Origin of the sequence: Herbidospora solisilvae, assembly GCF_009901565.1 — a bacterium.
GTDB lineage: Bacteria > Actinomycetota > Actinomycetes > Streptosporangiales > Streptosporangiaceae > Herbidospora > Herbidospora solisilvae.
Genome location: NZ_WXEW01000010.1, coordinates 220,268 through 243,454 on the forward strand (window position 1 = coordinate 220,268; position 23,187 = coordinate 243,454).

A 23,187-nucleotide genomic window follows, 5' to 3' on the forward strand; every position below is an offset into this window, starting at 1 on the left:
GGATCCGGCGTGGCCGATGTGGAGCTCCCATGGTGAGCCTGCGCCGTGTGCTTACCGATCTGAACCAACCACCTGTCTGACCCGAATCCAAGCTCCCCATGCGCTCAATATTCTGGTGGGCCGACGGCGGTTTCGCTCCGTATCCGGGAGATCTAGAGCAACCCGATTCCCAAGATGATCGTACCGGCCGCCAGCGACGCCCCGCCCAGCCCGGTGAGCCAGATCAGGCGGTTGGGGCGGGTGTCCTTCGGCCGTACGACCGACAGGAAGAACCCCAGCGGCATCAGGACCGGCGCGGCCACGATGAGCCACTGCGCCAGCGACCGGAATCCGGGGGAGAGGTCGGCCTGGTCGAGGTAGATCAGGGCCACGAGCGAGAAGAGCACGAGCACCCCGGCGTGGGCGTGTCCGGCACGCCACAGTCCCCGTCTGACTGGATTGTCCAGATAACCGGGTATACGTCCGAGTATGTGAGCGAGCAGACTGGCCCCACCGAAGGCGACGCCGGACACGGTGATCAGCAGGATCCCGGCGGTGGTAAGGGTGGAGGGAGACATTCGAAGGCACCCCGATCTGATTGGATAGTAGCGCTGTCCGATGATTATTGGATAGCGGAACTATCTGGTCAACCCGTTTGAAGATCGCATGGCGATTCAGGCGAGTTGTCGGTCGGTTCGGGGAAGATATGAAGCAGACACGTCCCCCGAGTGGAGGTATCACCGATGGCGAGCAGGGACACCGGCGGTCAGAAGCAGACGGGCAGGCAGGAGACCGAGACCGAGCAGGTCGAGGAGCAGTCGGGAAGCGACGTCCAGGAGCGCCACGAGAAGCTCAGCGACGACGTCGACTCGATCCTCGACGAGATCGACGAGGTCCTCGAGGAGAACGCCGAGGAGTTCGTCCGGTCCTACGTGCAGAAGGGTGGCGAGTAAAGGGGCCAACGCCCACCTCGCCCACGTCCCTCGTCGCGGCCGCGGAACCCTCCGCCGGCCGCGACGAGTCGTTTGCGGGGAAAATTTCCGATCATGAACCCGGTTCGCGGTGAGCTGATCGGGAAGAGTGCAACCAGCGCTGTCACATGAGTAGGGTCGGCGTAAACAACACGACCTAGGAGGGAGTCGCGTGGCATCTCAGCAGGCCTGGATGAACAACCTCTTCACCAATACGGGTTCCTCGTCCTTCACCGAGTTCCTGCGTGGCTACGCCCCGGAGATGCTCCCGGGCAACCGCGACGCGCTGCCCGCCCCCGTCGGTGAGCAGATCCCCCACGCGACCACGATCGTGGCGGTCACCTGCGCCGGCGGCGTGGTGATGGCCGGCGACCGGCGCGCCACCTCGGGAAACATGATCTCCAACCGGGACATGGAGAAGGTCTTCCGGACCGACGAATACTCCTGCATGGGCATCGCGGGCACCGCCTCGACCGGCATCGAGATGGCCCGCCTCTACCAGGTCGAGCTGGAGCACTACGAGAAGCTCGAAGGCCGCTCCCTGTCGACCGAGGGCAAGGCCAACCGGCTGGCGACCTTCGTCCGCCAGAACCTCGGCGCCGCCATGCAGGGCCTCGTCGTGGTCCCGATCTTCGCGGCCTACGACGAGAAGATCGACGGCGGCCGGATCTTCGGCTACGACGTCGGCGGCGGCCCCTACGAGCACCACCTCTACCACTCGATCGGCTCTGGTTCGATCTTCGCCCGCGGCTCGCTGAAGAAGCTCTACCGCGAGAACGCCTCACCCGACGAGGTCGTCCTCACGGTCCTGCAGGCGCTCTACGACGCGGCCGACGACGACTCCGCGACGGGCGGTCCCGACGTCACCCGAAGGATCTGGCCGGTCGTGGCGGTCATCACCGCCGACGGCTACCGCCGCCTGCCCGAAGAGGAGGTCTCCGCCGCGGTCGAGACCATCCTGTCGGGCCGGATGATCGATCCCGACGGGCCGACCGCGCCGCTGCGCTAGAAAGGAACCCCACAGGTGTCCATGCCGTTCCCTTACGCGTCGCCTGAACAGATCATGCGCGACCGCGCGGAATACGCGCGGAAGGGCATCGCCCGAGGCCGCAGCGTGGTCGTGGTCCAGTACGCCGACGGCATCCTGCTGGTCGCCCCGAACCCGTCCAAGGCGCTCCACAAGATCAGCGAGATCTACGACCGCATCGGCTTCGCCGCCGTCGGCCGCTACAACGAGTTCGAGACCCTCCGCCAGGCCGGCATCCGCTACGCCGACGTCAACGGCTACAACTACAACCGCAACGACGTCACCGCCCGCGCGCTCGCCAACGTCTACGCCAGCCAGCTCGGCATGATCTTCACCGACTCGATCAAGGCCCTCGAGGTCGAGATCGTCGTCGCCGAGGTCGGCGAGACCTCCGACCAGGACCAGATCTACCGCCTCACCTTCGACGGCTCGGTCTTCGACGAGCAGGGCATGGCCGTCATCGGCGGCCAGTCCGACACGGTGGCGACCCGCCTGAAGGAGCGCTACCGCCCGGGCGCCCCCCTGGCCGACGCCCTCGACGCCGCCCTGAGCGCGCTGACCGAACCGGGCGGCGAACGCCCGTCGGCCGCCCAGCTCGAGGTCGCCGTCCTCGACCGCAACCGCGAACACCGCAAGTTCCTGCGCCTCAGCGGCCCCCGCCTGGAGCGCCTCATCACACCGCCCCCGCCCGAGACCCCGCCCGCCCCCGCGACCCCCGAAGGCGGCCCCAAGCCCCCGCCCACGGCCCCCGAGGGCGACATCGACACGGGCTCCGAACCGCCGCTGTAGTCCAACCGAAGACGCTTCAACGGGGCGGCCCCGCCGACGTCGGCGGGGCCGCCCCGTTTCCATCGCACGCCCGCGGAAGACGAGGAGCCGTCCCGATGGAAGCGGCCGGACCGATGACCAACGAGGAACTCGCCGCGATCGAGGAGCTGGCCGACGCCGCGACCCCCGGGCCCTGGCACGTGCGCGACCTCGACGACACGTACGCGATGTGCCTGGTCGCCGTCGCCACCACCCCCGGCACCGGGCGCGGCGAACGCCGGCCCGGCTTCGACCATCACGAGATCGTGGCCTGCACCCTCATTCAGGAGCCCCGCTACGCCGACGTCGCCGACGGACGCTGGGACGAGAACGCCCGGTTCATCGCCGAGGCCCGGCAGCACGTGCCCCGGCTGATCGCCGAGGTCCGGCGGCTGCGCGGTCTCCTCGCCGAAGCAGGTCATGGTCACGCGGAGCCCGCCGCATCACCGGTCGGCGGTCACACTGCCGCTCAGGTGAAGCCGGAGGTCTGATCATCGGGTGGTCCGGGCCGGTCGGGTGGCCGGCCAGGCGGAGCCGCAACGGAAAGAGGCTCTTCACCACGGACGGCGGGGTCGATTTTTTCGGTTTCCCCCATACCTCCCAACTTGCACGGACTTAACACGGGTTTCGCTAGGCTGCTGCGCGCTATGACGATCACATTCCGGCGGGCCCTGCTGGCCCTGGCCGTCCTCCCGATTGCCGCCTGTTCCTCTCCGGCCGAGACGGCGGCCCCCGCTCCCACGGTCACCGCCACCGCCACCGTCACCGAGACGGTGACGCCGCCCGCGCCGCAGCCGACGGAGACCGTCGCCGAGCCGACGGAGAGCGCCGCGCCGGCCCGGACGCCCCAGGTGAGCGCCGACGTCGACAAGGAGGACCCGATCTCGGCCCGGATCCCGAAGATCAAGTCGGCCAAGTTCCAGTACGACGAGGGGCACGACTTCAACCAGATGTCCCCGAGCGCCGACGGCGTGCTGCGCGGCCGGATCGTCTCCCTCGACGGAGATGAGGCCCGTTACGTGCCGGTCCGCTACGCGGGCGGGGACTTCGTCGGGCCCGAGGGCGGGATGACCTACGCCGCCCCGATCGCCCCTGACGTGGTGTTCCTCAGCGCGGTCGGCTGCAAGGGAGACGACCAGACGATCAACTCCGCCGCCCTCGGCACCGAGAAGTGCCCGCGCGAGCGTCTGCTGGAGCTCGCCGCCCAGGGTGAGCCCACCTCGCTGATCACCGTGAAGAGTGGCCAGATCGTGAAGGTCGTCGAGATCTATTACTGAGGTTCGCGGGGAATGTAGACGACCATGAGTTTCCTACCGCACACGACGGATCTGGGAATAGGGTGAGGTGATGGATCGTCGCATCTTCGGGCTGGAGAACGAGTACGGCGTCACCTGCACGTTCCGGGGTCAGCGCAGACTGTCCCCCGACGAGGTGGCCCGCTACCTGTTCCGGCGAGTGGTGTCCTGGGGCCGATCGAGCAACGTCTTCCTCCGCAACGGCGCCCGTCTCTACCTCGACGTCGGCAGCCATCCTGAGTACGCCACCCCTGAATGCGACAACGTCGTGGAGCTGGTCACCCATGACAAGGCGGGCGAGCGCATTCTCGAAGGCCTGCTCGTCGACGCCGAGAAGCGCCTCCGCGAGGAGGGCATCGCAGGCGACATCTACCTCTTCAAGAACAACACCGACTCGGCCGGCAACTCCTACGGCTGCCACGAGAACTACCTCGTCGGCCGCCACGGCGAGTTCGGCCGCCTGGCCGACGTCCTGATCCCCTACCTGGTCACCCGGCAGATCATCTGCGGGGCCGGCAAGGTGCTGCAGACCCCGCGCGGCGCCGTCTACTGCGTCTCCCAGCGCGCCGAGCACATCTGGGAGGGCGTGTCGTCGGCGACGACGCGGAGCCGTCCCATCATCAACACCCGCGACGAACCCCACGCCGACGCCGAGCGCTTCCGCCGGCTCCACGTCATCGTGGGCGACTCCAACATGAGCGAGACGACCATGCTGCTCAAGGTCGGCGCCACCGACCTGGTGCTGCGCATGATCGAGGCGGGCGTGGTGATGCGCGACCTGTCGCTGGAGAACCCGATCAGGGCGATCCGCGAGGTCTCCCACGACATGACCGGCCGCCGCCGGGTGCGGCTGGCCAACGGCCGCGAGGCCTCCTCACTGGAGATCCAGCAGGAATACCTCGGCAAGGCGAAGGACTTCGTCGACCGCCGCGGCGGCGACGAGACCAGCAAGCGGGTCCTCGAACTCTGGGAGCGCACCCTGCGCGCCGTGGAGACCGGCGACCTCGACCTGGTCTCGCGGGAGATCGACTGGGTCACCAAATACCAGCTGATTGAACGTTACAGAAAGAAGTACGACCTCCCGCTCTCCTCACCCCGGGTGGCCCAGCTCGATCTGGCCTACCACGACGTGCACCGCAAGCGCGGGCTGTTCTACCTGCTGCAGAAGCGGGGGTCGGTCGAGCGGGTCGCGTCCGACATCAAGATCTTCGAGGCGAAGTCGGTTCCGCCGCAGACCACGCGGGCCCGGCTGCGCGGCGAGTTCATCCGCAAGGCCCAGGAGAAGCGGCGCGACTTCACCGTCGACTGGGTGCACCTGAAGCTCAACGACCAGGCCCAGCGGACCGTCCTGTGCAAAGACCCATTCCGAAGTGTTGACGAACGGGTCGACAAGCTGATCGCCGGAATGTGATCTCCTTACGACGGGCTGACGGCGGGTTCGGGTAGTGTGACCCGGACCCGCTGTCATATTCCTGAGGACTTTCACATGCGCCGCCGCACGGCCATAACCGCCGCCGCACTTCCTTTGCTGCTGTCCGCCGTCGCGTGCGGCACCGCGCAGAAGACGGCCACCGGAGCCAGCCCTTCCGCCGCCGCCACGAGCGCCGCGCCCAGCGCCGCCGCCTCGTCCGGCGCCGCCGCGGCCGCCCCGGTCGGCCCCGCCGCCGACCCGAAGGACATCAAGGTCTCCGGCGCCCTGGGCAAGAAGCCCAGCGTCACCTTCCCGAAGGGGGGTCCGGCGCTGGTCTCGTCCACCCGGGTCATCTCCGAGGGCAGCGGCACCGCCGCGGCCGAGGGTGACACGCTGGTCGCCAAGGTGAGCGTCTGGACGTGGGACGGCAAGGAGAACAAGGCCACCGGCTCCGCCTACGACACCGGCCAGGCCGAGTTCGTGCCGATCAGCCAGCAGCAGATGCCCAAGGCGCTCTACGAGGGCCTGCTGGGCAGCAAGCCCGGCGGCCGCGTGCTCGTCGTGGTCGGCAAGGACTCGATCGACCCCGCCGTGGTCGAGCAGGCCAAGAGCCAGGGCACCGACTTCACCACCAGCTCGCAGGTGCTGGTCATCGACGTCGTGTCGGCGACCGCCAAGGCCGCCAAGGGCAAGGCCAGCGACCCCGGCATCGAGGGTGTCAAGCTTGTCAACCCGGGTGGCGACACGGCCCCGACGCTGACCACCACGACCACCGCGCAGCCGCCGAAGGACCTGACGGTCAAGACCGTCATCCAGGGCGACGGCCCGAAGGTGACCGAGAACCAGACGGTGATGGTCCACTACACCGGCAAGATCTGGGGCACCGACAAGCAGTTCGACAGCTCCTGGGAGCGCAAGCAGCCGACCTCGTTCGCGCTCAACCAGGTCGTGCCCGGCTGGAAGCAGGGCCTGACCGGCGTCAACGTCGGCAGCCGCGTCCTGATCACCATCCCGCCGGCCCTCGGCTACGGCGAGGCCGGCCAGCCCGACGCCGGCATCAAGGGCACCGACACCCTGGTGTTCGTCGTCGACGTGCTCGGCGCTCTGTAAAGCAGGTAGAAGATGGACGACCTCGCGGCGGTCGCGGCCCTCAACGATCCCGTCCGCCGTGAGCTCTACCGATACGTCACCTCGAAAGGCCGCCCGGTCGGGCGCAACGAGGCCGCGGAGGCGGCCGGCGTCGCGCGCCCCCTGGCGGCCTTTCATCTTGACAAGCTTGTCGAGGCGGGCCTCCTGGAGGCCGGTTTCGCCCGCCTGACCGACCGGACGGGCCCGGGCAGCGGCCGTCCCGCGAAGGTCTACCAGCGCGCGCCGGGGGAGCACGTCGTGAGCGTGCCGCCGCGCGACTACCGCACCCTGGCGCTCGTCCTGGCCGAGGTGGTCGACCTGCTGGGCGGCGACGAGGTGGCCGAGAAGGCCGCCCACCGCATCGGCGCCCGCCTCGGCGCCGAGAGCGCCGCCGCCTCGCTTTCCGGCCTCCTCGCCGAACGGGGCTACGAGCCCTACGACGACGACGGCGTGCTGCGCCTGCGCAACTGCCCCTTCCACGTGCTCGCCCAGGAGCAGCCGCTGCTGGTGTGCTCGATGAACCTCTCCCTCTGCCAGGGCCTGCTCGAAGGCCGGGGCGAGCCCGGCGCTCCTCGGCTCGATCCCCGTCCGGGGGAGTGCTGCGTCGTCTTCCCCCAAGAGAACTCTAAAACAAATAAAAGTTGACATAGAAGACCCGGCTTTGCGACGGTGAGGTCATGCATCTGGCCCAGTTCAACGTCGCCCACATGCGCGCGCCCGTCGACGACCCCCTTCTGGCCGAGTTCGTCGCCGCCCTCGAACCCGTGAACACGCTGGCCGACGCCGCCCCGGGCTTCGTGTGGCGCGCCATCGCCAACGAGGACGACCCCGAAGAGACCATCACCCACGAGTTCGGCGACCACCTGCTGATCAACTACTCGATCTGGGAGTCCCGCGAGTCGTTGTGGAACTTCGTCTACCGCTCACCCCACCTGGCCGTCCTCCAGCGGCGGCGCGAGTGGTTCCACCGCGTGGCCGAGCCCTACACGGTGATGTGGTGGGTGGAGGAGGGCGACATCCCCTCGCTCAAGGAGGCGTGGCACCGCCTGACCCTGCTGCGGGAGAAGGGCCCGACCCCCGACGCCTTCACCTTCAAAGAGTTCTACGACCCCGACGGCGATAGGGGATAGTTTCGCCCGCCGGGTGTCTCTCGCGCCGTCCGGGGTCTTTTCTCCCGCTCCGTTACGGCTCCGCCCGCCCGGCACCGACCGCCGTCTCCGGCCCGCGCCGTGACCGGCGCCGACCCGCCGCGCCCGGTCCACCCCGCCACGGCACATGCGGAAACCATGAGTCGGGGAGCCGACGTGCCGGCGATCGGGAACAGGGGCCCTGATCGCCGGGGCCTCCGGTCAGGCGGGCAGGAGGGTGGCGGCGTGGCGGCCGGCCGCCGCCGAGGTCAGGAAGTAGGCCAGGTCCTCGTCGAGTTTGCGGCCCATGGTCGACAGACCGACGGGGGAGGCCTTGAGGGCGTCGTACAGGCCGTCGACCTGGACTCTCACCAGGTTGTGGCGCTCTCCCAAGGGCGCGGCCTGGCGCTCGACCCGGGCGCCGAACGCGCCGCCCAGCTCCGGCACGACGACGTCGGCGCGGGTCAGGGCGACGCGGCCGTAGGCGGTGAGGCTGTGGTGGGAGACGCCGATGTGGCGCTCGCGGAGGTCGCCCTCGCTGACGCGCAGGGCGGCCACCGGGCGGCCGTTCAGCACCCCGGCCGCGTTGACCGCCTCGCCCGACGAGACACCCGAGAAGCCCCACTTCGTTCCGGTGCCGAGGTTCCCCGGGCCCTGGGCCACGACGGTCACGTCGGCGCCGAGGACGTGGCGGGCGGCCAGCAACCCCGTGTGGGTCGTCACCGCCTCCAGGTCGCCGCCGAACGACTGGCCGACCGTGACAACGCCTGTCAACCAGCCGATCTCGCGCAACTTCGCGCACGCCATCGAGAACCACGCCGGGAGCGCGCCGCCGTCGAGCATCACGTAGGCCACCCGGGCCGCCGGGCGCTCCAGATAGAGGCCGCACAGGATCGCGGGCAGCGCGGAGTGCAGGTCGGCGACCACGACGGGCATCCCGTCGAGGGAGTCGGCCTCCCGCAGAAGGCCGTGGTGCGGGGAGTCCTGCTCGTCGGCGCCCAGGACCGTGGCCTGCAAGGGGGTGTAGCGGGCCTTGACCAGATGCCCCGGCCCGGCGGGATCTTGTGGCAAACGGTCGGGAACCGCCACCACCATGGCGTAACCTCCCGTACCGAGGCCCATGGCGAGGGCGGTCGTGTTCAGCAGCACCGTGTCGCCGGGCTCGGGGCGGCCCACCAGTGGCGGATAGGCCAGCGCCCGGCATCGGGAGCCGTCGTCGACGGCGACCTCGATCTCGAGCGCGCCGGGCCATTCGCGCCTGATCTCACGGACCTCGCCCCTGCGCCATCTGATCACCGGAAAAGGGTAGCGTTCGAGTCAGGAAGGAGGGCCGATGTCGCGGCGGAAGACGGAACGGTTGCTGAATCTGGTGATCTGCCTGCTGTCGACCCGGCGTCCGCTGAGTGCGGAACAGATCCGCTTCGCGGTGCCCGGGTACGACCCGGTCAACGACGAGGCCTTCCAGCGGATGTTCGAGCGGGACAAGAACGAGCTCCGCGAGATCGGCATCCCGATCGAGGTCCAGAAGGACCCGTGGGAGGACGACCCCGGCTATCGCATCGTCAAGCAGTCCTACGAACTGCCCGAGATCACGCTGGAGCCCGACGAGGCCGCCGTGCTCGGCCTGGCCGCGCAGGTCTGGCAGCGGGCCAGCCTCGCCGAGGCGGCCGGGGGCGCGATGCTCAAGCTCAAGGCCGGCGGGGTCGAGACCGACCTGGCAGAAGGCCCCCTGGAACTGCGGGTCGACACCCGCGACGCCGCCTTCACGCCGCTGTGGGAAGCCGTCCGCGACCGCCGCGCCGTCACCTTCCACTACCGCTCGGCGGGCAGCGAGACGGTGCTGAAGCGCGTGGTCGAGCCGTGGGGCGTGCTCTCGCGCCGCGGCCGCTGGTACGTCGTCGGCCACGACCGCACCCGGAACGGCACCCGCGTCTTCCGGCTCAGCCGGATCGCCGGCGACGTCACGCCCACCGGGCGGCCGGGATCGGTCGAGGTGCCCGAGGGCGCCGACCTGCGGGCGCTGGTGGCGTACGCGGGAGACGACCCGGGCCCCGAGCGGACCGCAACGGTGCGCGTCCGCCCCGGCACCTGCCAGGGCCTGCGCCACCTCGCCCGCGAGGTGCGGCCCGGCGCCGACTGGGACGAGGCCGACATCGTCTTCACCGACCCCGAGAGGCTCGCGGGCTGGCTGGCCAGCCTCGGTCCCGACGCGGTGATCGACGGTCCGCCCGACGCCCGTGAGGCCGTGATCCGCCGTCTGAAGGGCGCCCTCCATTGAACGACCGGCTTCCGCGGCTGCTCGCCCTCGTGCCCTACCTGATGTCCCACCCGGGCGCCTCGGTGCCCGAGGTCGCCAAGGTCTTCGGGCTCAACGAGAAGCAGCTCATCGACGACCTCCAGCTCGTCTGGATGTGCGGCCTGCCCGGCCACACCCCCGGCGACCTGATCGACGTCTCCTGGGACGGCGGCGAGATCCTCATCGACAACGCCGACACCATCGCCCGGCCGCTGAAGCTCGGCGTCGACGAGGCCAGCGCGCTCCTGGTGGCCCTCCGCATGCTCGGCGAGCTGCCCGAGTTCGCCGGCGGCGAGGTCCTGGGCCGGGTCGTGGCCAAGCTGGAGCAGGCCGCCGGCGACGGCGCCGCCGCCGTCAGCACCCAGGTCACCGTCGAGGTCGAGGCCGCCCCGGGCGCGCTGGCGACCGTCACCGACGCCGCCCGGCGCAAGCGCCGCCTCTCGCTCGTCTACTACACCCCCGGCCGCGACGAGGTCACCCCCCGCGAGGTCGACCCGCTGCGGGTGGTGCTGGTCGACGGGCGCCACTACCTGGAGGGCTGGTGCTACCGGGCCGAGGCGATGCGGATGTTCCGCGTCGACCGGATCCAGGAGGTCGCCGTCCTCGACGTGGCCGCCGACCCGCCCGCCGAGGCTGAGCCGATGGACGTCACCCAGGGCGTCTTCCGCCCCTCCGACACCGACGAGCTGGTCGAGCTGGAGGTCACCCCGTCGGGGCGGTGGATCTCCGAGTACTACCCGGTCGAAGAGGTCGAGGAGCTCGGCGAGGGCCGCCAGCGGGTGGCCCTGCGCGCCCGCGACCAGGGCTGGCTGGTACGCCTGGCCCTGCGGCTGGGCGACTCCGGCCGGGTCGTCCGCCCCGAGAGCCTGGCCGAACGGGTCGCCGAGACGGCCAAACGCACCCTGGCCAACTACGAGGGCAGCCTGTAGGCCCCTCATGGGGGTAGCCGGAACCGGGTCGGCGGTGAAGGAATCATGTCGGCAGGGTGACGCTGTTTTCGGCTGAAGAAGAGGGATTTTCGTGATCTGGTTATTGGTCGGCCTGGGCGCGGCAGGGCTGCTCCTCGTGGGGTTTCTGGCCGTCCGGGTCTTCGTTGCGGCCCGGGGACTGGGGGCCGAAATCGAGCGGGCCAAGAGCCGAATGGACCCGATTCGTCCCCCTGAAGGGTGATGAGCACTGCGATCGCAGCGTACGATCGGGCAAGGACGTGCATCACCCGCCCCTTAAGGACGTGTCATGGGAAGCCTGGGACCCACTGAGCTGATCATCATCGGGCTCATCGTCATTCTGCTGTTCGGCGCCAAGAAGCTCCCCGACACGGCTCGTGCCCTGGGCCAGTCGCTGCGCCTGTTCAAGAAGGAGACGCAGAAGCTCCGCGAAGACGACGACGACAAGGCCACCGTGGTGCAGGCCGAGACCGTGACGCCGCAGCCGGCCCCGGCGCCGCCGGCGCAGATCCCGCCCGCCACGCCGACACCCTCGGTCGAAGACCGGCTCCGCCAGCTCGAAGAGGAGAACGCGAAGCTCCGCGCCACCTCGCAGCCGGCCGCGCAGCCGTCCGACAAGAAGAACTGACCCCCGCCGCACCTTCTTTCGAGACAGGATCATGGGATGGCCCTGTTGAAGAGGTCGTCGACGCCGAAGCCCTCGGCCGCGGCGGACGATCCCGATGGGCGCATGTCGCTCATGGACCACCTCCGCGAGCTGCGCAACCGCCTGTTCAAGATGATCATCGGCGTGGTGCTCGCGACGATCGTGGGTCTGGTCTTCTTCGACCCGATCTGGGATTTCATGACCGGGCCGTTCTGCCGGCTGCCCGACGCCTACCGGCTCGGCGGCGGCACCGAGTGCAGCCTCGTGGTCAACAGCGTCACCGGGGGCCTCTTCATCAACCTGAAGGTGGCCTTCATCTTCGGCGTCGTGGTGGCCTCGCCCCTGTGGATCTACCAGATCTGGGCGTTCGTGACGCCCGGTCTCTACCGGAACGAGAAGCGCTACAGCTACACCTTCCTCGGCCTGGCGCTGCCGCTGTTCCTGGCCGGCGCGACCCTCGCCTACCTGACGATGGACAAGGGCCTGTCGCTGCTGCTGGGGTTCGTGCCCGACAACTCCGTGCCGCTCATCGACGTGAACGACTACCTCACGTTCCTGATGATGATGCTGCTGATCTTCGGCGTGTCGTTCCTGCTGCCGCTGCTGCTGGTCTTCCTGAACCTGATCGGCGTGGTCCGCTACGAGGTCGTGGCCAAGCACCAGCGCATGGTGGTCTTCGGGTTCTTCGTCTTCTCGGCCGTCGCGACTCCGAGCCAGGATCCGTTCACGATGCTCGCGCTCGCGCTGCCGATGATCGCCCTGTTCTTCGTGGCCGAGGCGTTCATGTACTTCCACGACAAACGTGCCGACGCCGCCGCGGCCCTCAAGGCCCGGCAGATCGAAGAGGAGCTCGACGGAACCCCGGCCGAGTGAGCCGGCCCGTCGTCCTGGTGAACCCGGCCGCCCGAGGCGGCCGGGCGGCCCGCCGCCTCGGCCCGGTCCTGGCGCGGCTGCGTGACCCCGAGGTGATCACGGGCGCGTCGGCGGGCGACACGCTCGAACGGGCCCGCGCCGCCGTGCGGCGACGGCCGCCGGTCGTGGTCGCGTGCGGGGGCGACGGCCTGGTGCACCTGGCGGTGCAGGCGGTGGCCGGCACGGGCGTCCCGCTGGCGATCGTCCCCATGGGCACCGGCAACGACATCGCCGCCGACCTCGGCGTGCCGCGTGACCCGTTGGCCGCCGCCGACCTGGTCACCAGGGGAGTGCCCCGCGTCATCGACGCCGCCACCGTGGGCGACCGCTGGTTCGCCGGGGTGCTGGCCTGCGGGTTCGACTCCCGCGTCAACGAGCGCGCCAACGCGATGACCGGCCCGGCCCGCTACGTCACCGCCGTGCTCCGGGAACTGCGGGAGTTCCGGCCGATCCCCTTCCGGGTCACCCTCGACCACCACCCCGCCGTGGAGGTCGACGCGATGCTGGTGGCCGTGGGGAACACCCGGTCGTACGGGAACGGGATGAAGATCTGCCCGACCGCCCGGCCCGACGACGGACTGCTCGACGTGGTGATCCTCAAGGCGCTGCCGACGGCCGCCTTCCTGCGGGCCTTTCCCAAGGTCTTCCTGGGCACCCATGGCAGTCATCCGGCCGTGGAGATCCATCGTGCCGCTTCCGTGACCCTGGAGGCACCCGGCGTGATCGCCTACGCCGACGGGGAACGCGCCGGACCGACCCCGCTGACCTGCACGGCCCGTGCCGGTGCGCTGACGGTGATGACACGGCCGTAACAGGAATATCGGTAGGGTTGACGGCATGAGCACGCCTGCGGAACGCTACGCCGCCTTCCGTGACCAGCAGACCGAGTCGGGCCCGGCGCTCACCTCGTTCCGCGGGTTGTACGACTTCGAGCTCGACGAGTTCCAGCTCGACGCCTGCCAGGCGCTGGAGGCCGGAGACGGCGTGCTGGTGGCGGCCCCCACGGGGTCCGGAAAGACCGTGGTCGGCGAGTTCGCCGTCCACCTGGCCCTGGAGCAGGGCCGCAAGTGCTTCTACACGACGCCCATCAAGGCGCTGTCGAACCAGAAGTTCAACGACCTGGTGCGGCGCTACGGCGCCGCCAACGTGGGTCTGCTGACCGGCGACAACAGCGTCAACGGCGACGCCCCGATCGTCATCATGACGACCGAGGTGCTGCGCAACATGCTCTACGCGGGCTCCCAAACCCTCAGCGGGCTCGGCTACGTGGTCATGGACGAGGTCCACTACCTCGCCGACCGGTTCCGTGGCGCCGTCTGGGAAGAGGTGATCATCCACCTGCCCGAGTCGGTGCGCGTGGTCGCCCTGTCGGCCACGGTCTCCAACGCCGAGGAGTTCGGCGAGTGGCTGGGGGCGGTCCGGGGCGACACGACGGTGATCGTCGACGAGCACCGCCCGGTCCCGCTGTGGCAGCACATGCTGGTCGGCAACCGCCTCTACGACCTGTTCGCCAGCGAAGACGGCGCGACCCGCATCAACGCCAACCTGATGCGCATCTCCCGCGACGAGCAGCGCCTCAACCAGGCGCGCGGCAAACGCGGCTACAACCGCCCCCGGCGCACCCCCCACGACCGCGCCCAGGTGATCGAGCGTCTCGACTCCGAGGGCCTGCTGCCGGCGATCACGTTCATCTTCTCCCGCGCGGGCTGCGACGCCGCCGTCAAGCAGTGCCTCTACGCGGGCCTGCGGCTCACCACCGACGAGGAGCGCCACGAGATCCGGCAGCTGGTCGACGAGCGCACCGCCCACCTGCCCGACGAAGACCTCGCGGTGCTGGGCTACCTCGACTTCCGCGACTGCCTGGAGCGCGGCCTGGCCGCCCACCACGCGGGCATGCTCCCGGCCTTCAAGGAGGTCGTCGAGGAGCTGTTCACCAAGGGCCTGGTCAAGGCCGTCTTCGCGACCGAGACTTTGGCCCTGGGCATCAACATGCCGGCCCGCTCGGTCGTCATCGAGAAGCTCGACAAGTGGAACGGCGAGACCCACGCCGACCTGACCCCGGGCGAATACACCCAGCTCACCGGCCGGGCCGGCCGCCGCGGCATCGACGTCGAGGGCCACGCGGTGGTCGTCTACCAGCCCGGCATGGACCCGATCGGCGTCGCGGGCCTGGCCAGCACCCGCACCTACCCGCTGCGGTCGAGCTTCCGGCCCTCCTACAACATGGCCGTGAACCTGGTGGGCCAGGTCGGCCGCGAGCGGGCGCGGGCCCTGCTGGAAGACTCCTTCGCCCAGTTCCAGGCCGACCGCGCTGTCGTCGGGCTGGCCCGCCAGCTGCGCAAGCACGAAGACGCGCTGCGGGGCTACAAGGAGGCGATGACCTGCCACCTGGGCGACTTCCCCGAATACGCCGCGCTGCGGCGGGCGCTGTCCGACCGTGAGGCCGAGTTGTCCAAGCAGCGCGGCGCGGCCCGGCGGGCACAGGCGGTGCAGAGCCTGGAGGTGCTGAAGGTCGGCGACGTGATCCGCATCCCGGGCGGGCGCCGGGCCGGGCTGGCCGTCGTCCTCGACCCGGGGGTGAGCGTGCGCGGCGAGGGCCCGTCGCTGCTGGTGCTGACGGTCGGCAAACAGGTCAAGAAGCTGACCCCGGCCGACTTCCCGGTGCCGGTCGAGCCGGTCGAGCGCATCCGGGTGCCGCGCAACTTCAACGCCCGCAGCCCCAAGGAGCGGGCCAACCTGGTCGCCACCATGCACGCCAAGCTGGGCGACGTCGACCTGGGCAAGCCGGTGCGCGCCCGCGACCACGCGGCCGAGGACGACGAGATCCTGCGGCTGCGCCGCGAGCTGCGCCAGCATCCCTGCCACGGCTGCGACGAGCGCGAAGACCACGCCCGCTGGGCCGAGCGCTACTACAAGCTGCTGCGCGAGACCGAGGGCCTGCGCCGCCGCGTCGAAGGCCGCTCCCACGTCATCGCCCGCACCTTCGACCGGGTCTGCGGCATCCTCGACGAGCTCGGCTACCTCGACGGCGAGACCGTCACCGACGAGGGCCGCCGCCTCGCCAAGCTCTACACCGAGCTCGACCTGCTGACCGCCGAGTGCCTGCGCGGCGGCATCTGGGAGAAGCTCGACCCCGCCGAACTGGCCGCCTGCGTCTCGTCCCTGGTCTACGAGTCACGCCAGACCGACGACAACCGCAGCCCCCGCGTCCCGGCCGGGGCCGCGAAAGAGGCCCTGGCGTCGATGGTGAAGTTGTGGGCCGACCTGGAGGCCGTCGAGCAGGACCACGACCTGTCGTTCACCCGCGAGCCCGACATGAGCTTCGCGTGGGCGGCCTGGCGCTGGGCCAAGGGGCACACCCTCGACGCGGTGCTGACCGACAACGACCTGGCGGCGGGTGACTTCGTCCGGTGGATCAAGCAGCTGCTCGACCTGCTGGGCCAGTTGCGCGACGCGGCGCCCAAGGGCAGCAAGGTGCGCGAGACCTCGGGGAAGGCGATCGACGCCATGCGGCGCGGGGTGGTGGCCTACTCGTCGCTGACGTGATCGGGGCGAACTGACCGCCCGGTCAGGCGCGGGTAGTGGTTCGTTCGCCCACCGTATCCCCATGGGGAGATTCCGGGTGTTACACGGCGGAAATCCGCTATGTAACACCCCACGCCCCTGGAGGTCCGGATGTTCGCTCTCCTCGCCGCTGTCCTGTTCCTCGTCGCCCTCGTCTTCGCGATCGGCGGCTACGCCGTCGGCGCGGTCCTGACCGTGACCACGCTGACCATCGCCGGCGCCGTGTTCCTGGCCCTGCACCTGGGCGGCTACGGCACCACGTGGAGCCTCAAGAAGTGACCTGACTTTGTAAAGGGCCGCTCCGTGATCGCGCGGGGCGGCCCTTCGCGTATTCCCGGCGCATTTTCCGGCCGCGAACCGGACGCTGACGCATTCGGTTACAATCACTTTGGCCGACGCCAATTGAGCACATTAGCGGTACGACATCTCCGGACGATTGAGGAGTGTAATCCCCGATGAGCGCAACGGCCCCATCCGCATTGCTGCGCGTGTCCGGTCTGCACAAATCCTATTCCCGCCTGCCGGTGCTGCACGACGTCGGCTTCTCGATCGGCTCCGGTGAGGCGGTGGCCGTGGTCGGGGCGAACGGGTCGGGGAAGACGACCCTGCTGCGGTGCGTCGCCGGGGTGGAAGACGCCGACGAGGGGCTGGTGGAGTTCGACGGCGTGCCGCTGCGCGAGTCCGACCCCGCGGTCCGGGCGGCGATGGCCTGCCTGCTCGACGACGTCGACTACTTCCCCGACATGTCGGTCGTCGACCACCTGGCCCTCTACGCCTGGGCCCACGGCGCCGACGACCCCGACGCCCTGGTGGCGGCCACGCTGCGCGACCTCGACCTCGAAGGGGCCGCCGACCAACTGCCGATCACCCTGTCCAGCGGCCAGCGCCACCGGCTCGGGCTGGCCTCCTGCCTGGTCAGGCCGCGTCGGCTGCTGCTGCTCGACGAACCCGAGCAGCGTCTCGACGTGAAGGGGCGGGCCTGGCTCGCCGACCGGCTCCAGAAGGAGAAGGCGGCGGGTGTGGCCGTGCTGTTCACCTCCCACGACCGTGACCTGATCGACGCGGTCGCCGACCGCACGATCGAGGTGGCCGGATGACGGTCATCGGGGTCCGGGCGCTGCCGGGGGCCGCCGAGCTCCGCCACCGCAGGCGGGCCCGCCGCCCGCGCCGCCCCCTGGGCTTCCTGCTCTCGATGCTCATCGAGCGCCTCATCTACCTGGGCGTTCTGGGCGGGCTCGTGGTCGAGGTCACCCAGGCCGGGGTGGCGCGCATCGAGGCCGGCGGCGGCGTGCCCGACCTGGTGCGCACGTCCGTCACCCAGCTCACGGCGGCGGTCCTGGCCCTGGCCTGCCTGGTGCTGCTGGCCAAGGCGCTGCTGGCGTTCGGCCCGCTCTACGCCGGGTCGCCGGCCCGCACGTGGCTGCTCAGCACCCCCGTCGACCGGGGCGCCCTGCTGCGCGGGCATCTGGCGGCGGCGGTGACGGCGGGCGCGGCGGTGTGCGCGGTCATCGGGTTCGTCTTCCTGGCGGTGACCCGGTTGTCGGTGCCGGTCGTCGCGTGGGTGGTCTGCTGGGCGGCGGCCGGAGTGGTGCTGACCTGCCTGTGCGTGCTGGCGCAGGCGGGGGAGCGGCCGGTCGCGGCCGTCCAGCGGTGGCTGAGCGGGGCGGCCTACACGCTGGTCGGGGTCGCGGTGGCGGTGCTCGCGCTGCGCCCCGACCTGACGCTGACCGGGCTGGAGTCGGCGGGGCCGGTTCCGTTCACCGTGGCGGCGGCCGTCGCGCTGGCGGCGGCGGTGGCCGCGGCCGAGTGGGCGCGGCGCAGCCTCGGGGCGATGACACGCGGGAAGGTGTCGTCCGGGGCCGAACTGGCCACCGCGACGCACGTGTCGGTGCTCTCCCTCGACGTGACGATGTTCTGGTCCATCGTGCTCGAACGGCGGGCGCGGGCGGTGGCGCGGGTGCGTCCGGCGGCGATTCGCGGAAATCGATTCACCGCATTGGTGAAAAGCGATCTGGCCCGAATCCGGCGCATGCCGACGGGATTCTTCATGTGGGCGGCGCTGATTTCCGTTCCTTATGGCGCCTATGTCGTCGGGCTCGACGCATTTCTGCCCGCGCTGCACACCGTGACGGCATTCGCGGCCGTCGACAGATTGGCGGCCGGATTGCGCGTCGTTTCGCGTTCTCCGTCTATTCGGCGGGCGCTGGGCGGCTCCGATCTGATGCTGACGCTCACGTTCCTGACCGTCCCGGCCGCCGGGGCGGTGGTCTGGTCGGCCGTCACCTGGGCGCTGGTTCCGGGGTTGTCGCTGCTGACGGCGGCGGTGTCGGCGGCGGGCGCGCTGGCGGTGACCTACCGGGTGGCGACCCGGCCGCCGCTCGACTACTCCAGCCCTCTGGTGGACGTCGGGCTGTTCGGCCCGACGCCCCTCGGGCTGATCCTGCAACTGGTGCGCGGCCCGGCGCTGCTGGCCGGGCTGGCCCTCCTGCAGACCGTGATCGCCGGGTGACTAGCAACAGGCGTACGAGCACGAGAGCACTTCGGTGCACGTCGTGAACGTCAGCAGCACGATCGGCACGCCGCCGGCGCGTTTGCGCATGTTCTGGGCCAGCAGCACGAGCCGCTGGCGTTCGGTGGAGTAGCCGCCGATCTCGCCGTTGAAGAACGACATCATGCGGTCGACGGTCTTCTCAAGGTCGGGCTCCTCGCCCTTGACGAAGGCCGCGCCGGAGCCGACGAAGTCGTCGATGCCGGGCACCGTCGCCCACGACCGCTGGAGCTCCACGAGCAGGGCGGTCACGTCGTACGGCGGCTTCGGCTGCTCAGCGTCGTCCACGGAGGCCTCCTCGGGGGTGCGGCAGATGCAGGGGTGACACGATCGCGGGGTCGTCGCGGCGCAGGGCGGCCAGCGCGACCCCGGCGGCGCCGAGCATGAGGCCGTGGCCGCGGGGCCAGGCCAGGTCGTCGTGGTGGGCGGCCAGGGCGCGGCGGGTCATCTCGCGGGCGAGGCCGGCGTCGCCGTCCTCGGCGTGTTCGGCCGGGGCGAGGGAGAGGATCTCGGCGATGCCGGCCGCGCCGTGGCACAGGCACATGTCGTAGACGAGGGCGGGATGGCTCGTGGCGGCCCGGCGGGCGGCGGCGAACCCGATCCGGGCCTCGCGGGGGTCCAGCCGGCCTCGGGTGAGGGCGATGCCGGGCGCGCCGTAACACCAGTCGTAGCGGTTGATGTCGGGTTCGAGGGTCAGGTCGCCGCCGGGGCCGCGCTCGTGGGCGGTGCGGGCGTCGCGCCAGTTGCCGTCGTGGAACCACGTGCGTTCGTAGGCGACCGCCCGCTCGGCGGCTGCCAGGAAGGCGGCCTCGCCGGTCGCCTCGGCGAGTTCGGCCAACGCGAGCGCGCATCCGGCCGCGCCGTGGGCGTACCCGACGAAGCCGGGGGCCCACGACAGGGCGCCGCCGGTGTCCTCGCCCCTGCCGATCAGCGCGGCGCCCAGGTCGGCGGCGTGGCCGAGGCCGGTCGGGTTGCCGAGGTCGTGGGCGGTCAGGACGGCCAGCAGCGCCCCGGCCGTCCCGTCGATCACGTCGGCGGGCACATCGCCGGTCAGCGCGTCGCGGGCGGCGGCGTCCACGAGGGCGAAACCGCGCTCGACCAGTTCGCCGTCGCCGATGGCGCGTCCGGCCAGGGCCACCGCGAGGCCGGTGCCCGAGGTGCCGCTGTAGAGGCCGGGGCCGGGCAGGTCGGCGGCGGTGGCGAGGGCCTGCCGGGCCGCCTTGGCGGCGAGGCGGGTGAAGGCGGGGTCGCCGAGCTGGGAGAGGAACAGGGCCATCCCGGCGGTGCCGTCGTAGACGTCGGCGCTCATCGGGACCCATCCGGCCCGGCCGCCGATGTCGGGGTGGGGTTTGAGCCAGGTGCAGCGGTCGCCGTGGACCAGGGCGTCGGCGGCCATCCGCCGGGCGAGCCGTTCGGCCTCGCCGGTCAGGCCGCCGGGGGCGACCGGTCCGGGCGCGGGGGCGGCGCCCGTGAGCCCGTCGAGGAGGCGGGCGACCTCGGGGGTGGCGTGGGGGGTGGTCAGGGACCGTCCCGCCTTCTCGAACGCCTCGGCGACGTGGGCGAGCTGGACGTCCCGGTCGGCGGTGCCCTCGGCGTGCGCCCGCATGAGGCCTTCGGCGATGCGCTCGCAGACGAACATGCCGTAGCTCTCGCCGCCGCCCGGGTCCTCGGCGACGCCCAGGCCGAGCCCGGCCCGAAGGGTCAGCGCCGGGACGTACGGGCGCATCATCGGCAGCAGCCGCCGGTGGAGGTCGCGCAGGGCCGGCCAGACGCGGGCGAGGTCGTCGTGGCCGATGTAGAGCACGGCGCTGTCGGCCCGTTCGGGCCAGTCGGCGTCGGCGTGCACGACCTTGAAGTGGAAGGGCAGGTCGCCGACGATCCGGGTGAGGGGCTCGATGAGGGCGACCGCGCCGGCGGCGGCCAGGTTCCAGTAGAGGCGCACCAGGCGCTGTCCGTCGGCGGAGGGTTGCCCGTGAGGGCTGCGGAAGAGCACGAACCCCGGAGACTTGGTCACCGAGACGCCGGGGATGTGCACCTCGACGTGCTCGGCCGGGCCGGGGAGGCTGAGCCTGACCCGGACCCCTTCCAGATCGACCAGCGGTTCGGCGTCGCCGGTGATCAGGGGCAGCCGTCTCCGGGTGGGGGCGACGTGGGCGCCGGCGTACACGGCGGCGTTGACGAACCGGGCCGACCGGGTCGAGGGGAGGCCCTCCATGATCGACTCGCGGAAGGCGGCCACCTCGCGGCGCGGCCGGCCGAACAGGTAGCAGCCCCGGTAGAGCAGGCGGCTGACGAAGGAGCCGGCCGCCTCCCGCATCATGGCGTCGTCGGGCAGGGGCCGGATCGTGTCGACGACCTCGCCGAACCAGGCCAGGTCGTAGGTCGCGGAGACGGTCACCGCGGCCAGCGCGGCGGCGACGGTCTCCCGGTTGTCATCGGTCGCCATCGTCGATCGCCAATCCGAAGAAGGTCCGGGCGGCCACGCCGGGGGTGGTGTGGAAGTTCGCCGCCATCTGCAGGAGTTGCCGGGAGGTCGCCAGCGGCACGCTGCGCTGGTGGGTCTGCTCGACGGCGAACTGCACCAGCCGCGCGCCGCACCAGCGCATCAGGTCGGTGAGGCCGGCCTTGGCGAGGTCGAGCTCGCCGGCGTAGGTGACGACGTAGCTGCCGAGGAAGGCGTGCGCGAACCCGCGGATCTCGCGCAGCCCTTCGGCCGCCGCCGCGTTCGCGGTCACCTGCCCCTCCATGGGCACCCACGCGTCGGGGTCGGTGAGCCACCACACGATGCGTTCGGTGAGCAGCCCGGCGATGTCCCAGCGGCGGTCGCCGGGCCCGCCCATCTCCCAGTCGATGAAGACCGGCTCGCCCGAGGGCCGGATGAGGATGTTGTCGCCGCGCAGGTCGCCGTGTCCCATCGCGTCGGCGGTCCACTGGTCGTGTACGCCGTCCAGCAGCTCCGACAGCGCCGGGCTGGACTGGATGGTGCGGACCACCTCCAGCGAGGCGGGGCTGTGGAACTCGATGGAGTCGAGCGTGGGGTGCCCGCAGCGCAGGATGGGCGGCGGCTGCTGCACCGGCAGGCCGCCGTCGCCGTCGACGGTGTGGAGACGGGCCAGGGCGGCGCCGATCCCGACCGCCGTCGCCGGCCGCCGGGCGGGGTCGGCGATGTGGGCGTCGCGGGGGGCCTGCCCGTCGACGAACTCGGTGACCAGCAGGCCGGTGTGGTCGTCGAAGGCGGAGAAACGCGGCAGGTAGGGCGCGAAGGAGGAGCCCCGCAGCACACGGTAGACCTCCGCCTCGCGGTCGAGCGTCTCCTGGGTCTCGGCCGAGGTGCCCTGTTTGACCACCCAGCCGGCGTCGGCGAGCCGCACGATCAGGCAGCGGCAGCGGCGTGATTCGTCCACGACCGTCAGCCGGGGGTCCAGCACCTGTTCCGGGTCCAGCACGCCGTGCGCGGCGAGGACGCGGACGGCGGTCACCTCGTCGAGCACGGGCCGGCCGGCGGTGAAGACCGACTTCTCGGCGGTGAGCCGGTCGGCCCGCACGACGACGTCGGGGGAATCGGCGTTCACTGGATCTCCGATCGGTCAGCAGCATCCCATCGAGCAACTGAACGCGGCCGTGCAGCCCGCGATGCTCACCGTGATCGTGATGAATCCGCACCGCTCCTCGGCGGTCTGCGCGAGTTCGATGATGCGCCTGCGGTGCTCGGCGTTGCCGTAGCCGTCGCCGTGCAGGACCCGTGTCATCGCCTCGATCGCGTCGTCGAGTTCGAGGTCGCCCTTGATGAATCCGAGCGCGGCGGCCCGGTAATCGGCGGCGCCGTCGATGCTCTTCAGTTCGAGATTGATCTGCTCAAGAATGTCGTAGCCCTCGGGCACCGAATTTCCTTCGACGTTTTCGGGCATGCTCGGGAATCCGCCCAGGAAATCCCAGGCGGATTCCGGCGTACCGATTGCTGTTTGAGCCTGTCATCTACGTTCACTCGCAGAATTGCGCCGCCGACACGAAAGGGCGGTCTTTCTTCTGTGCGACTCGCGGCGCCGGGCCGAGGAGAAGGGCCCGTGATCACGGTGGAAAGGCGGATCTCGCACAGGTGGAGCGGGTGGAGCGTCGGGTCAGCAGCAGAAGCCGGAGCAGCTGAAGGCGGCCGTGCAGGCGGTGAGAGTGGCCAGGACGGACGCCCAGCCGCACTTCGCCTCGATGGTCTGGCCGAGCTGGATCATGCGTTCGCGGTCGGCCTCGTCACGGCAGATCTCGCCGCGGAGGAACGGGGCCATCGCCTCGAGCGCCTGCTCGACGTCGATGTCGCCCTTGAGGAATCCGTTGGTCGCGGCGCTGAACTCCGCGAATCCCGAAATTCCCATCAGGGCGTCGTTGACGTCCTTCATGACCTGCGGATCGGCTGTCTTCTCCTCTACTGCGGGTAGCGTCGCTGTAACAGATGTCATACCTGACTCACCTTCCTATTAGGGGTGGGCTAGAGGCAGAACACCACATCTGTCCGGAACATGTCAACGAAGAAGTAA

Annotated in this window: 25 protein-coding genes; 18 read left to right on the top strand and 7 right to left on the bottom strand. The window is 70.6% G+C overall.

Translation table 11 applies throughout. From position 1 onward, the window contains the following. Positions 1-152: 152 nt before the first annotated feature. Positions 153-557: a hypothetical protein gene (locus GT755_RS31585; protein ID WP_030452397.1), complete on the bottom strand. Its 405-nt coding sequence runs from the start codon at positions 555-557 to the stop codon at positions 153-155. Positions 558-722: 165 nt separating this feature from the next. Between GT755_RS31585 and GT755_RS31590 the strand changes: the two genes are divergently transcribed. From GT755_RS31590 to GT755_RS31630, 9 genes are all read left to right on the top strand, one after another. Further along, complete coding sequence (locus GT755_RS31590; protein ID WP_030452398.1) at positions 723-932, top strand: ubiquitin-like protein Pup; 210 nt, start codon at positions 723-725, stop codon at positions 930-932. 211 nt (positions 933-1,143) lie between these two features. Further along, complete coding sequence (prcB, locus tag GT755_RS31595) at positions 1,144-1,959, top strand: proteasome subunit beta (protein ID WP_161483422.1); 816 nt, start codon at positions 1,144-1,146, stop codon at positions 1,957-1,959. A gap of 21 nt (positions 1,960-1,980) precedes the next feature. Further along, complete coding sequence (prcA, locus tag GT755_RS31600) at positions 1,981-2,766, top strand: proteasome subunit alpha (RefSeq protein ID WP_161483228.1); 786 nt, start codon at positions 1,981-1,983, stop codon at positions 2,764-2,766. A gap of 95 nt (positions 2,767-2,861) precedes the next feature. Then, positions 2,862-3,275 (top strand): hypothetical protein, encoded by a 414-nt coding sequence (locus GT755_RS31605; RefSeq protein WP_202610722.1) that lies wholly within the window; start codon positions 2,862-2,864, stop codon positions 3,273-3,275. Positions 3,276-3,431: 156 nt separating this feature from the next. Beyond that, positions 3,432-4,061 (top strand): hypothetical protein, encoded by a 630-nt coding sequence (locus GT755_RS31610; protein WP_161483229.1) that lies wholly within the window; start codon positions 3,432-3,434, stop codon positions 4,059-4,061. Positions 4,062-4,131: 70 nt separating this feature from the next. Next, positions 4,132-5,490 carry a Pup--protein ligase gene (pafA, locus tag GT755_RS31615; protein ID WP_030452402.1) on the top strand — a complete coding sequence of 453 codons (1,359 nt, stop codon included), beginning with the start codon at positions 4,132-4,134 and terminating at the stop codon, positions 5,488-5,490. Positions 5,491-5,565: 75 nt separating this feature from the next. After that, positions 5,566-6,600 (top strand): FKBP-type peptidyl-prolyl cis-trans isomerase, encoded by a 1,035-nt coding sequence (locus GT755_RS31620; protein ID WP_161483230.1) that lies wholly within the window; start codon positions 5,566-5,568, stop codon positions 6,598-6,600. Positions 6,601-6,612: 12 nt separating this feature from the next. Beyond that, positions 6,613-7,263 carry a helix-turn-helix transcriptional regulator gene (locus GT755_RS31625; RefSeq protein WP_161483231.1) on the top strand — a complete coding sequence of 217 codons (651 nt, stop codon included), beginning with the start codon at positions 6,613-6,615 and terminating at the stop codon, positions 7,261-7,263. A gap of 32 nt (positions 7,264-7,295) precedes the next feature. Beyond that, the gene (locus GT755_RS31630; RefSeq protein WP_161483232.1) at positions 7,296-7,748 is read left to right on the top strand and encodes a DUF3291 domain-containing protein; all 453 of its coding nucleotides are present in this window, start codon (positions 7,296-7,298) and stop codon (positions 7,746-7,748) included. A 219-nt stretch (positions 7,749-7,967) separates the two neighbouring features. Here the strand turns inward: GT755_RS31630 and GT755_RS31635 are convergent, their stop codons facing one another. Beyond that, positions 7,968-9,041, bottom strand: a complete 1,074-nt coding sequence (locus GT755_RS31635; protein WP_328794615.1) for a DUF3866 family protein — start codon at positions 9,039-9,041, stop codon at positions 7,968-7,970. Positions 9,042-9,078: 37 nt separating this feature from the next. On the opposite strand from GT755_RS31635, the gene GT755_RS31640 reads away from it, so the two are divergent. The 9 genes from GT755_RS31640 to GT755_RS31675 all read left to right on the top strand — a co-directional run bounded on the left by GT755_RS31640 (position 9,079) and on the right by GT755_RS31675 (position 18,619). Next, positions 9,079-10,023, top strand: coding sequence for a helix-turn-helix transcriptional regulator (locus tag GT755_RS31640; protein WP_161483233.1), 945 nt, complete (start codon positions 9,079-9,081; stop codon positions 10,021-10,023). Next, positions 10,020-10,970, top strand: coding sequence for a helix-turn-helix transcriptional regulator (locus GT755_RS31645; protein WP_328794616.1), 951 nt, complete (start codon positions 10,020-10,022; stop codon positions 10,968-10,970). The genes GT755_RS31640 and GT755_RS31645 overlap by 4 nt, the downstream gene beginning before the upstream one ends. Before the next feature lie 307 nt (positions 10,971-11,277). Continuing rightward, positions 11,278-11,616: a Sec-independent protein translocase subunit TatA gene (gene tatA / locus GT755_RS31650; RefSeq protein WP_161483234.1), complete on the top strand. Its 339-nt coding sequence runs from the start codon at positions 11,278-11,280 to the stop codon at positions 11,614-11,616. A 36-nt stretch (positions 11,617-11,652) separates the two neighbouring features. Next, positions 11,653-12,507 (top strand): twin-arginine translocase subunit TatC, encoded by an 855-nt coding sequence (tatC, locus tag GT755_RS31655; protein WP_161483235.1) that lies wholly within the window; start codon positions 11,653-11,655, stop codon positions 12,505-12,507. Next, positions 12,504-13,358 carry a diacylglycerol/lipid kinase family protein gene (locus GT755_RS31660; RefSeq protein ID WP_161483236.1) on the top strand — a complete coding sequence of 285 codons (855 nt, stop codon included), beginning with the start codon at positions 12,504-12,506 and terminating at the stop codon, positions 13,356-13,358. Before tatC ends, GT755_RS31660 begins: the two co-directional genes overlap by 4 nt. A gap of 25 nt (positions 13,359-13,383) precedes the next feature. After that, positions 13,384-16,092 carry a DEAD/DEAH box helicase gene (locus GT755_RS31665; RefSeq protein ID WP_161483237.1) on the top strand — a complete coding sequence of 903 codons (2,709 nt, stop codon included), beginning with the start codon at positions 13,384-13,386 and terminating at the stop codon, positions 16,090-16,092. Positions 16,093-16,221: 129 nt separating this feature from the next. After that, positions 16,222-16,389, top strand: a complete 168-nt coding sequence (locus GT755_RS38830; RefSeq protein ID WP_202610723.1) for a hypothetical protein — start codon at positions 16,222-16,224, stop codon at positions 16,387-16,389. A 176-nt stretch (positions 16,390-16,565) separates the two neighbouring features. Next, positions 16,566-17,207, top strand: coding sequence for an ABC transporter ATP-binding protein (locus GT755_RS31670; protein WP_161483238.1), 642 nt, complete (start codon positions 16,566-16,568; stop codon positions 17,205-17,207). Continuing rightward, on the top strand, positions 17,204-18,619 hold the full coding sequence (locus GT755_RS31675; protein WP_161483239.1) for a DUF6297 family protein: 1,416 nt from the start codon (positions 17,204-17,206) through the stop codon (positions 18,617-18,619). Before GT755_RS31670 ends, GT755_RS31675 begins: the two co-directional genes overlap by 4 nt. Here GT755_RS31675 and GT755_RS31680 read toward each other — a convergent pair whose 3' ends face one another. From GT755_RS31680 to GT755_RS31700, 5 genes are all read right to left on the bottom strand, one after another. After that, positions 18,620-18,946 (bottom strand): hypothetical protein, encoded by a 327-nt coding sequence (locus GT755_RS31680; RefSeq protein ID WP_030452415.1) that lies wholly within the window; start codon positions 18,944-18,946, stop codon positions 18,620-18,622. Next, positions 18,933-21,104: a lanthionine synthetase LanC family protein gene (locus GT755_RS31685; protein ID WP_161483240.1), complete on the bottom strand. Its 2,172-nt coding sequence runs from the start codon at positions 21,102-21,104 to the stop codon at positions 18,933-18,935. Before GT755_RS31685 ends, GT755_RS31680 begins: the two co-directional genes overlap by 14 nt. Further along, positions 21,091-22,230, bottom strand: coding sequence for a phosphotransferase family protein (locus tag GT755_RS31690; RefSeq protein ID WP_161483241.1), 1,140 nt, complete (start codon positions 22,228-22,230; stop codon positions 21,091-21,093). Before GT755_RS31690 ends, GT755_RS31685 begins: the two co-directional genes overlap by 14 nt. 15 nt (positions 22,231-22,245) lie before the next feature. Further along, complete coding sequence (locus GT755_RS31695; RefSeq protein WP_156045476.1) at positions 22,246-22,566, bottom strand: hypothetical protein; 321 nt, start codon at positions 22,564-22,566, stop codon at positions 22,246-22,248. 210 nt (positions 22,567-22,776) lie between these two features. Further along, entirely contained in the window at positions 22,777-23,049 is a 273-nt protein-coding gene (locus GT755_RS31700; RefSeq protein ID WP_062348674.1) for a hypothetical protein, read from the bottom strand. Positions 23,050-23,187: the final 138 nt, after the last annotated feature.

Excerpts from the sequence above, each read along its gene's own strand:
- GT755_RS31665 (WP_161483237.1), top strand. The coding sequence starts at position 13,384 with ATGAGCACGCCTGCGGAACGCTACGCCGCCTTCCGTGACCAGCAGACC.
- pafA (WP_030452402.1), top strand. The coding sequence starts at position 4,132 with ATGGATCGTCGCATCTTCGGGCTGGAGAACGAGTACGGCGTCACCTGC.
- GT755_RS31590 (WP_030452398.1), top strand. The coding sequence starts at position 723 with ATGGCGAGCAGGGACACCGGCGGTCAGAAGCAGACGGGCAGGCAGGAG.
- GT755_RS31670 (WP_161483238.1), top strand. The coding sequence starts at position 16,566 with ATGAGCGCAACGGCCCCATCCGCATTGCTGCGCGTGTCCGGTCTGCAC.
- GT755_RS31625 (WP_161483231.1), top strand. The coding sequence starts at position 6,613 with ATGGACGACCTCGCGGCGGTCGCGGCCCTCAACGATCCCGTCCGCCGT.
- tatA (WP_161483234.1), top strand. The coding sequence starts at position 11,278 with ATGGGAAGCCTGGGACCCACTGAGCTGATCATCATCGGGCTCATCGTC.
- GT755_RS31700 (WP_062348674.1), bottom strand. The coding sequence starts at position 23,049 with ATGAAGGACGTCAACGACGCCCTGATGGGAATTTCGGGATTCGCGGAG.
- prcA (WP_161483228.1), top strand. The coding sequence starts at position 1,981 with ATGCCGTTCCCTTACGCGTCGCCTGAACAGATCATGCGCGACCGCGCG.
- GT755_RS31695 (WP_156045476.1), bottom strand. The coding sequence starts at position 22,566 with ATGCCCGAAAACGTCGAAGGAAATTCGGTGCCCGAGGGCTACGACATT.
- prcB (WP_161483422.1), top strand. The coding sequence starts at position 1,144 with ATGAACAACCTCTTCACCAATACGGGTTCCTCGTCCTTCACCGAGTTC.
- GT755_RS31675 (WP_161483239.1), top strand. The coding sequence starts at position 17,204 with ATGACGGTCATCGGGGTCCGGGCGCTGCCGGGGGCCGCCGAGCTCCGC.
- GT755_RS31685 (WP_161483240.1), bottom strand. The coding sequence starts at position 21,104 with ATGGCGACCGATGACAACCGGGAGACCGTCGCCGCCGCGCTGGCCGCG.
- GT755_RS31585 (WP_030452397.1), bottom strand. The coding sequence starts at position 557 with ATGTCTCCCTCCACCCTTACCACCGCCGGGATCCTGCTGATCACCGTG.
- GT755_RS31610 (WP_161483229.1), top strand. The coding sequence starts at position 3,432 with ATGACGATCACATTCCGGCGGGCCCTGCTGGCCCTGGCCGTCCTCCCG.
- GT755_RS38830 (WP_202610723.1), top strand. The coding sequence starts at position 16,222 with ATGTTCGCTCTCCTCGCCGCTGTCCTGTTCCTCGTCGCCCTCGTCTTC.
- GT755_RS31620 (WP_161483230.1), top strand. The coding sequence starts at position 5,566 with ATGCGCCGCCGCACGGCCATAACCGCCGCCGCACTTCCTTTGCTGCTG.
- GT755_RS31605 (WP_202610722.1), top strand. The coding sequence starts at position 2,862 with ATGGAAGCGGCCGGACCGATGACCAACGAGGAACTCGCCGCGATCGAG.
- GT755_RS31640 (WP_161483233.1), top strand. The coding sequence starts at position 9,079 with ATGTCGCGGCGGAAGACGGAACGGTTGCTGAATCTGGTGATCTGCCTG.
- GT755_RS31630 (WP_161483232.1), top strand. The coding sequence starts at position 7,296 with ATGCATCTGGCCCAGTTCAACGTCGCCCACATGCGCGCGCCCGTCGAC.
- tatC (WP_161483235.1), top strand. The coding sequence starts at position 11,653 with ATGGCCCTGTTGAAGAGGTCGTCGACGCCGAAGCCCTCGGCCGCGGCG.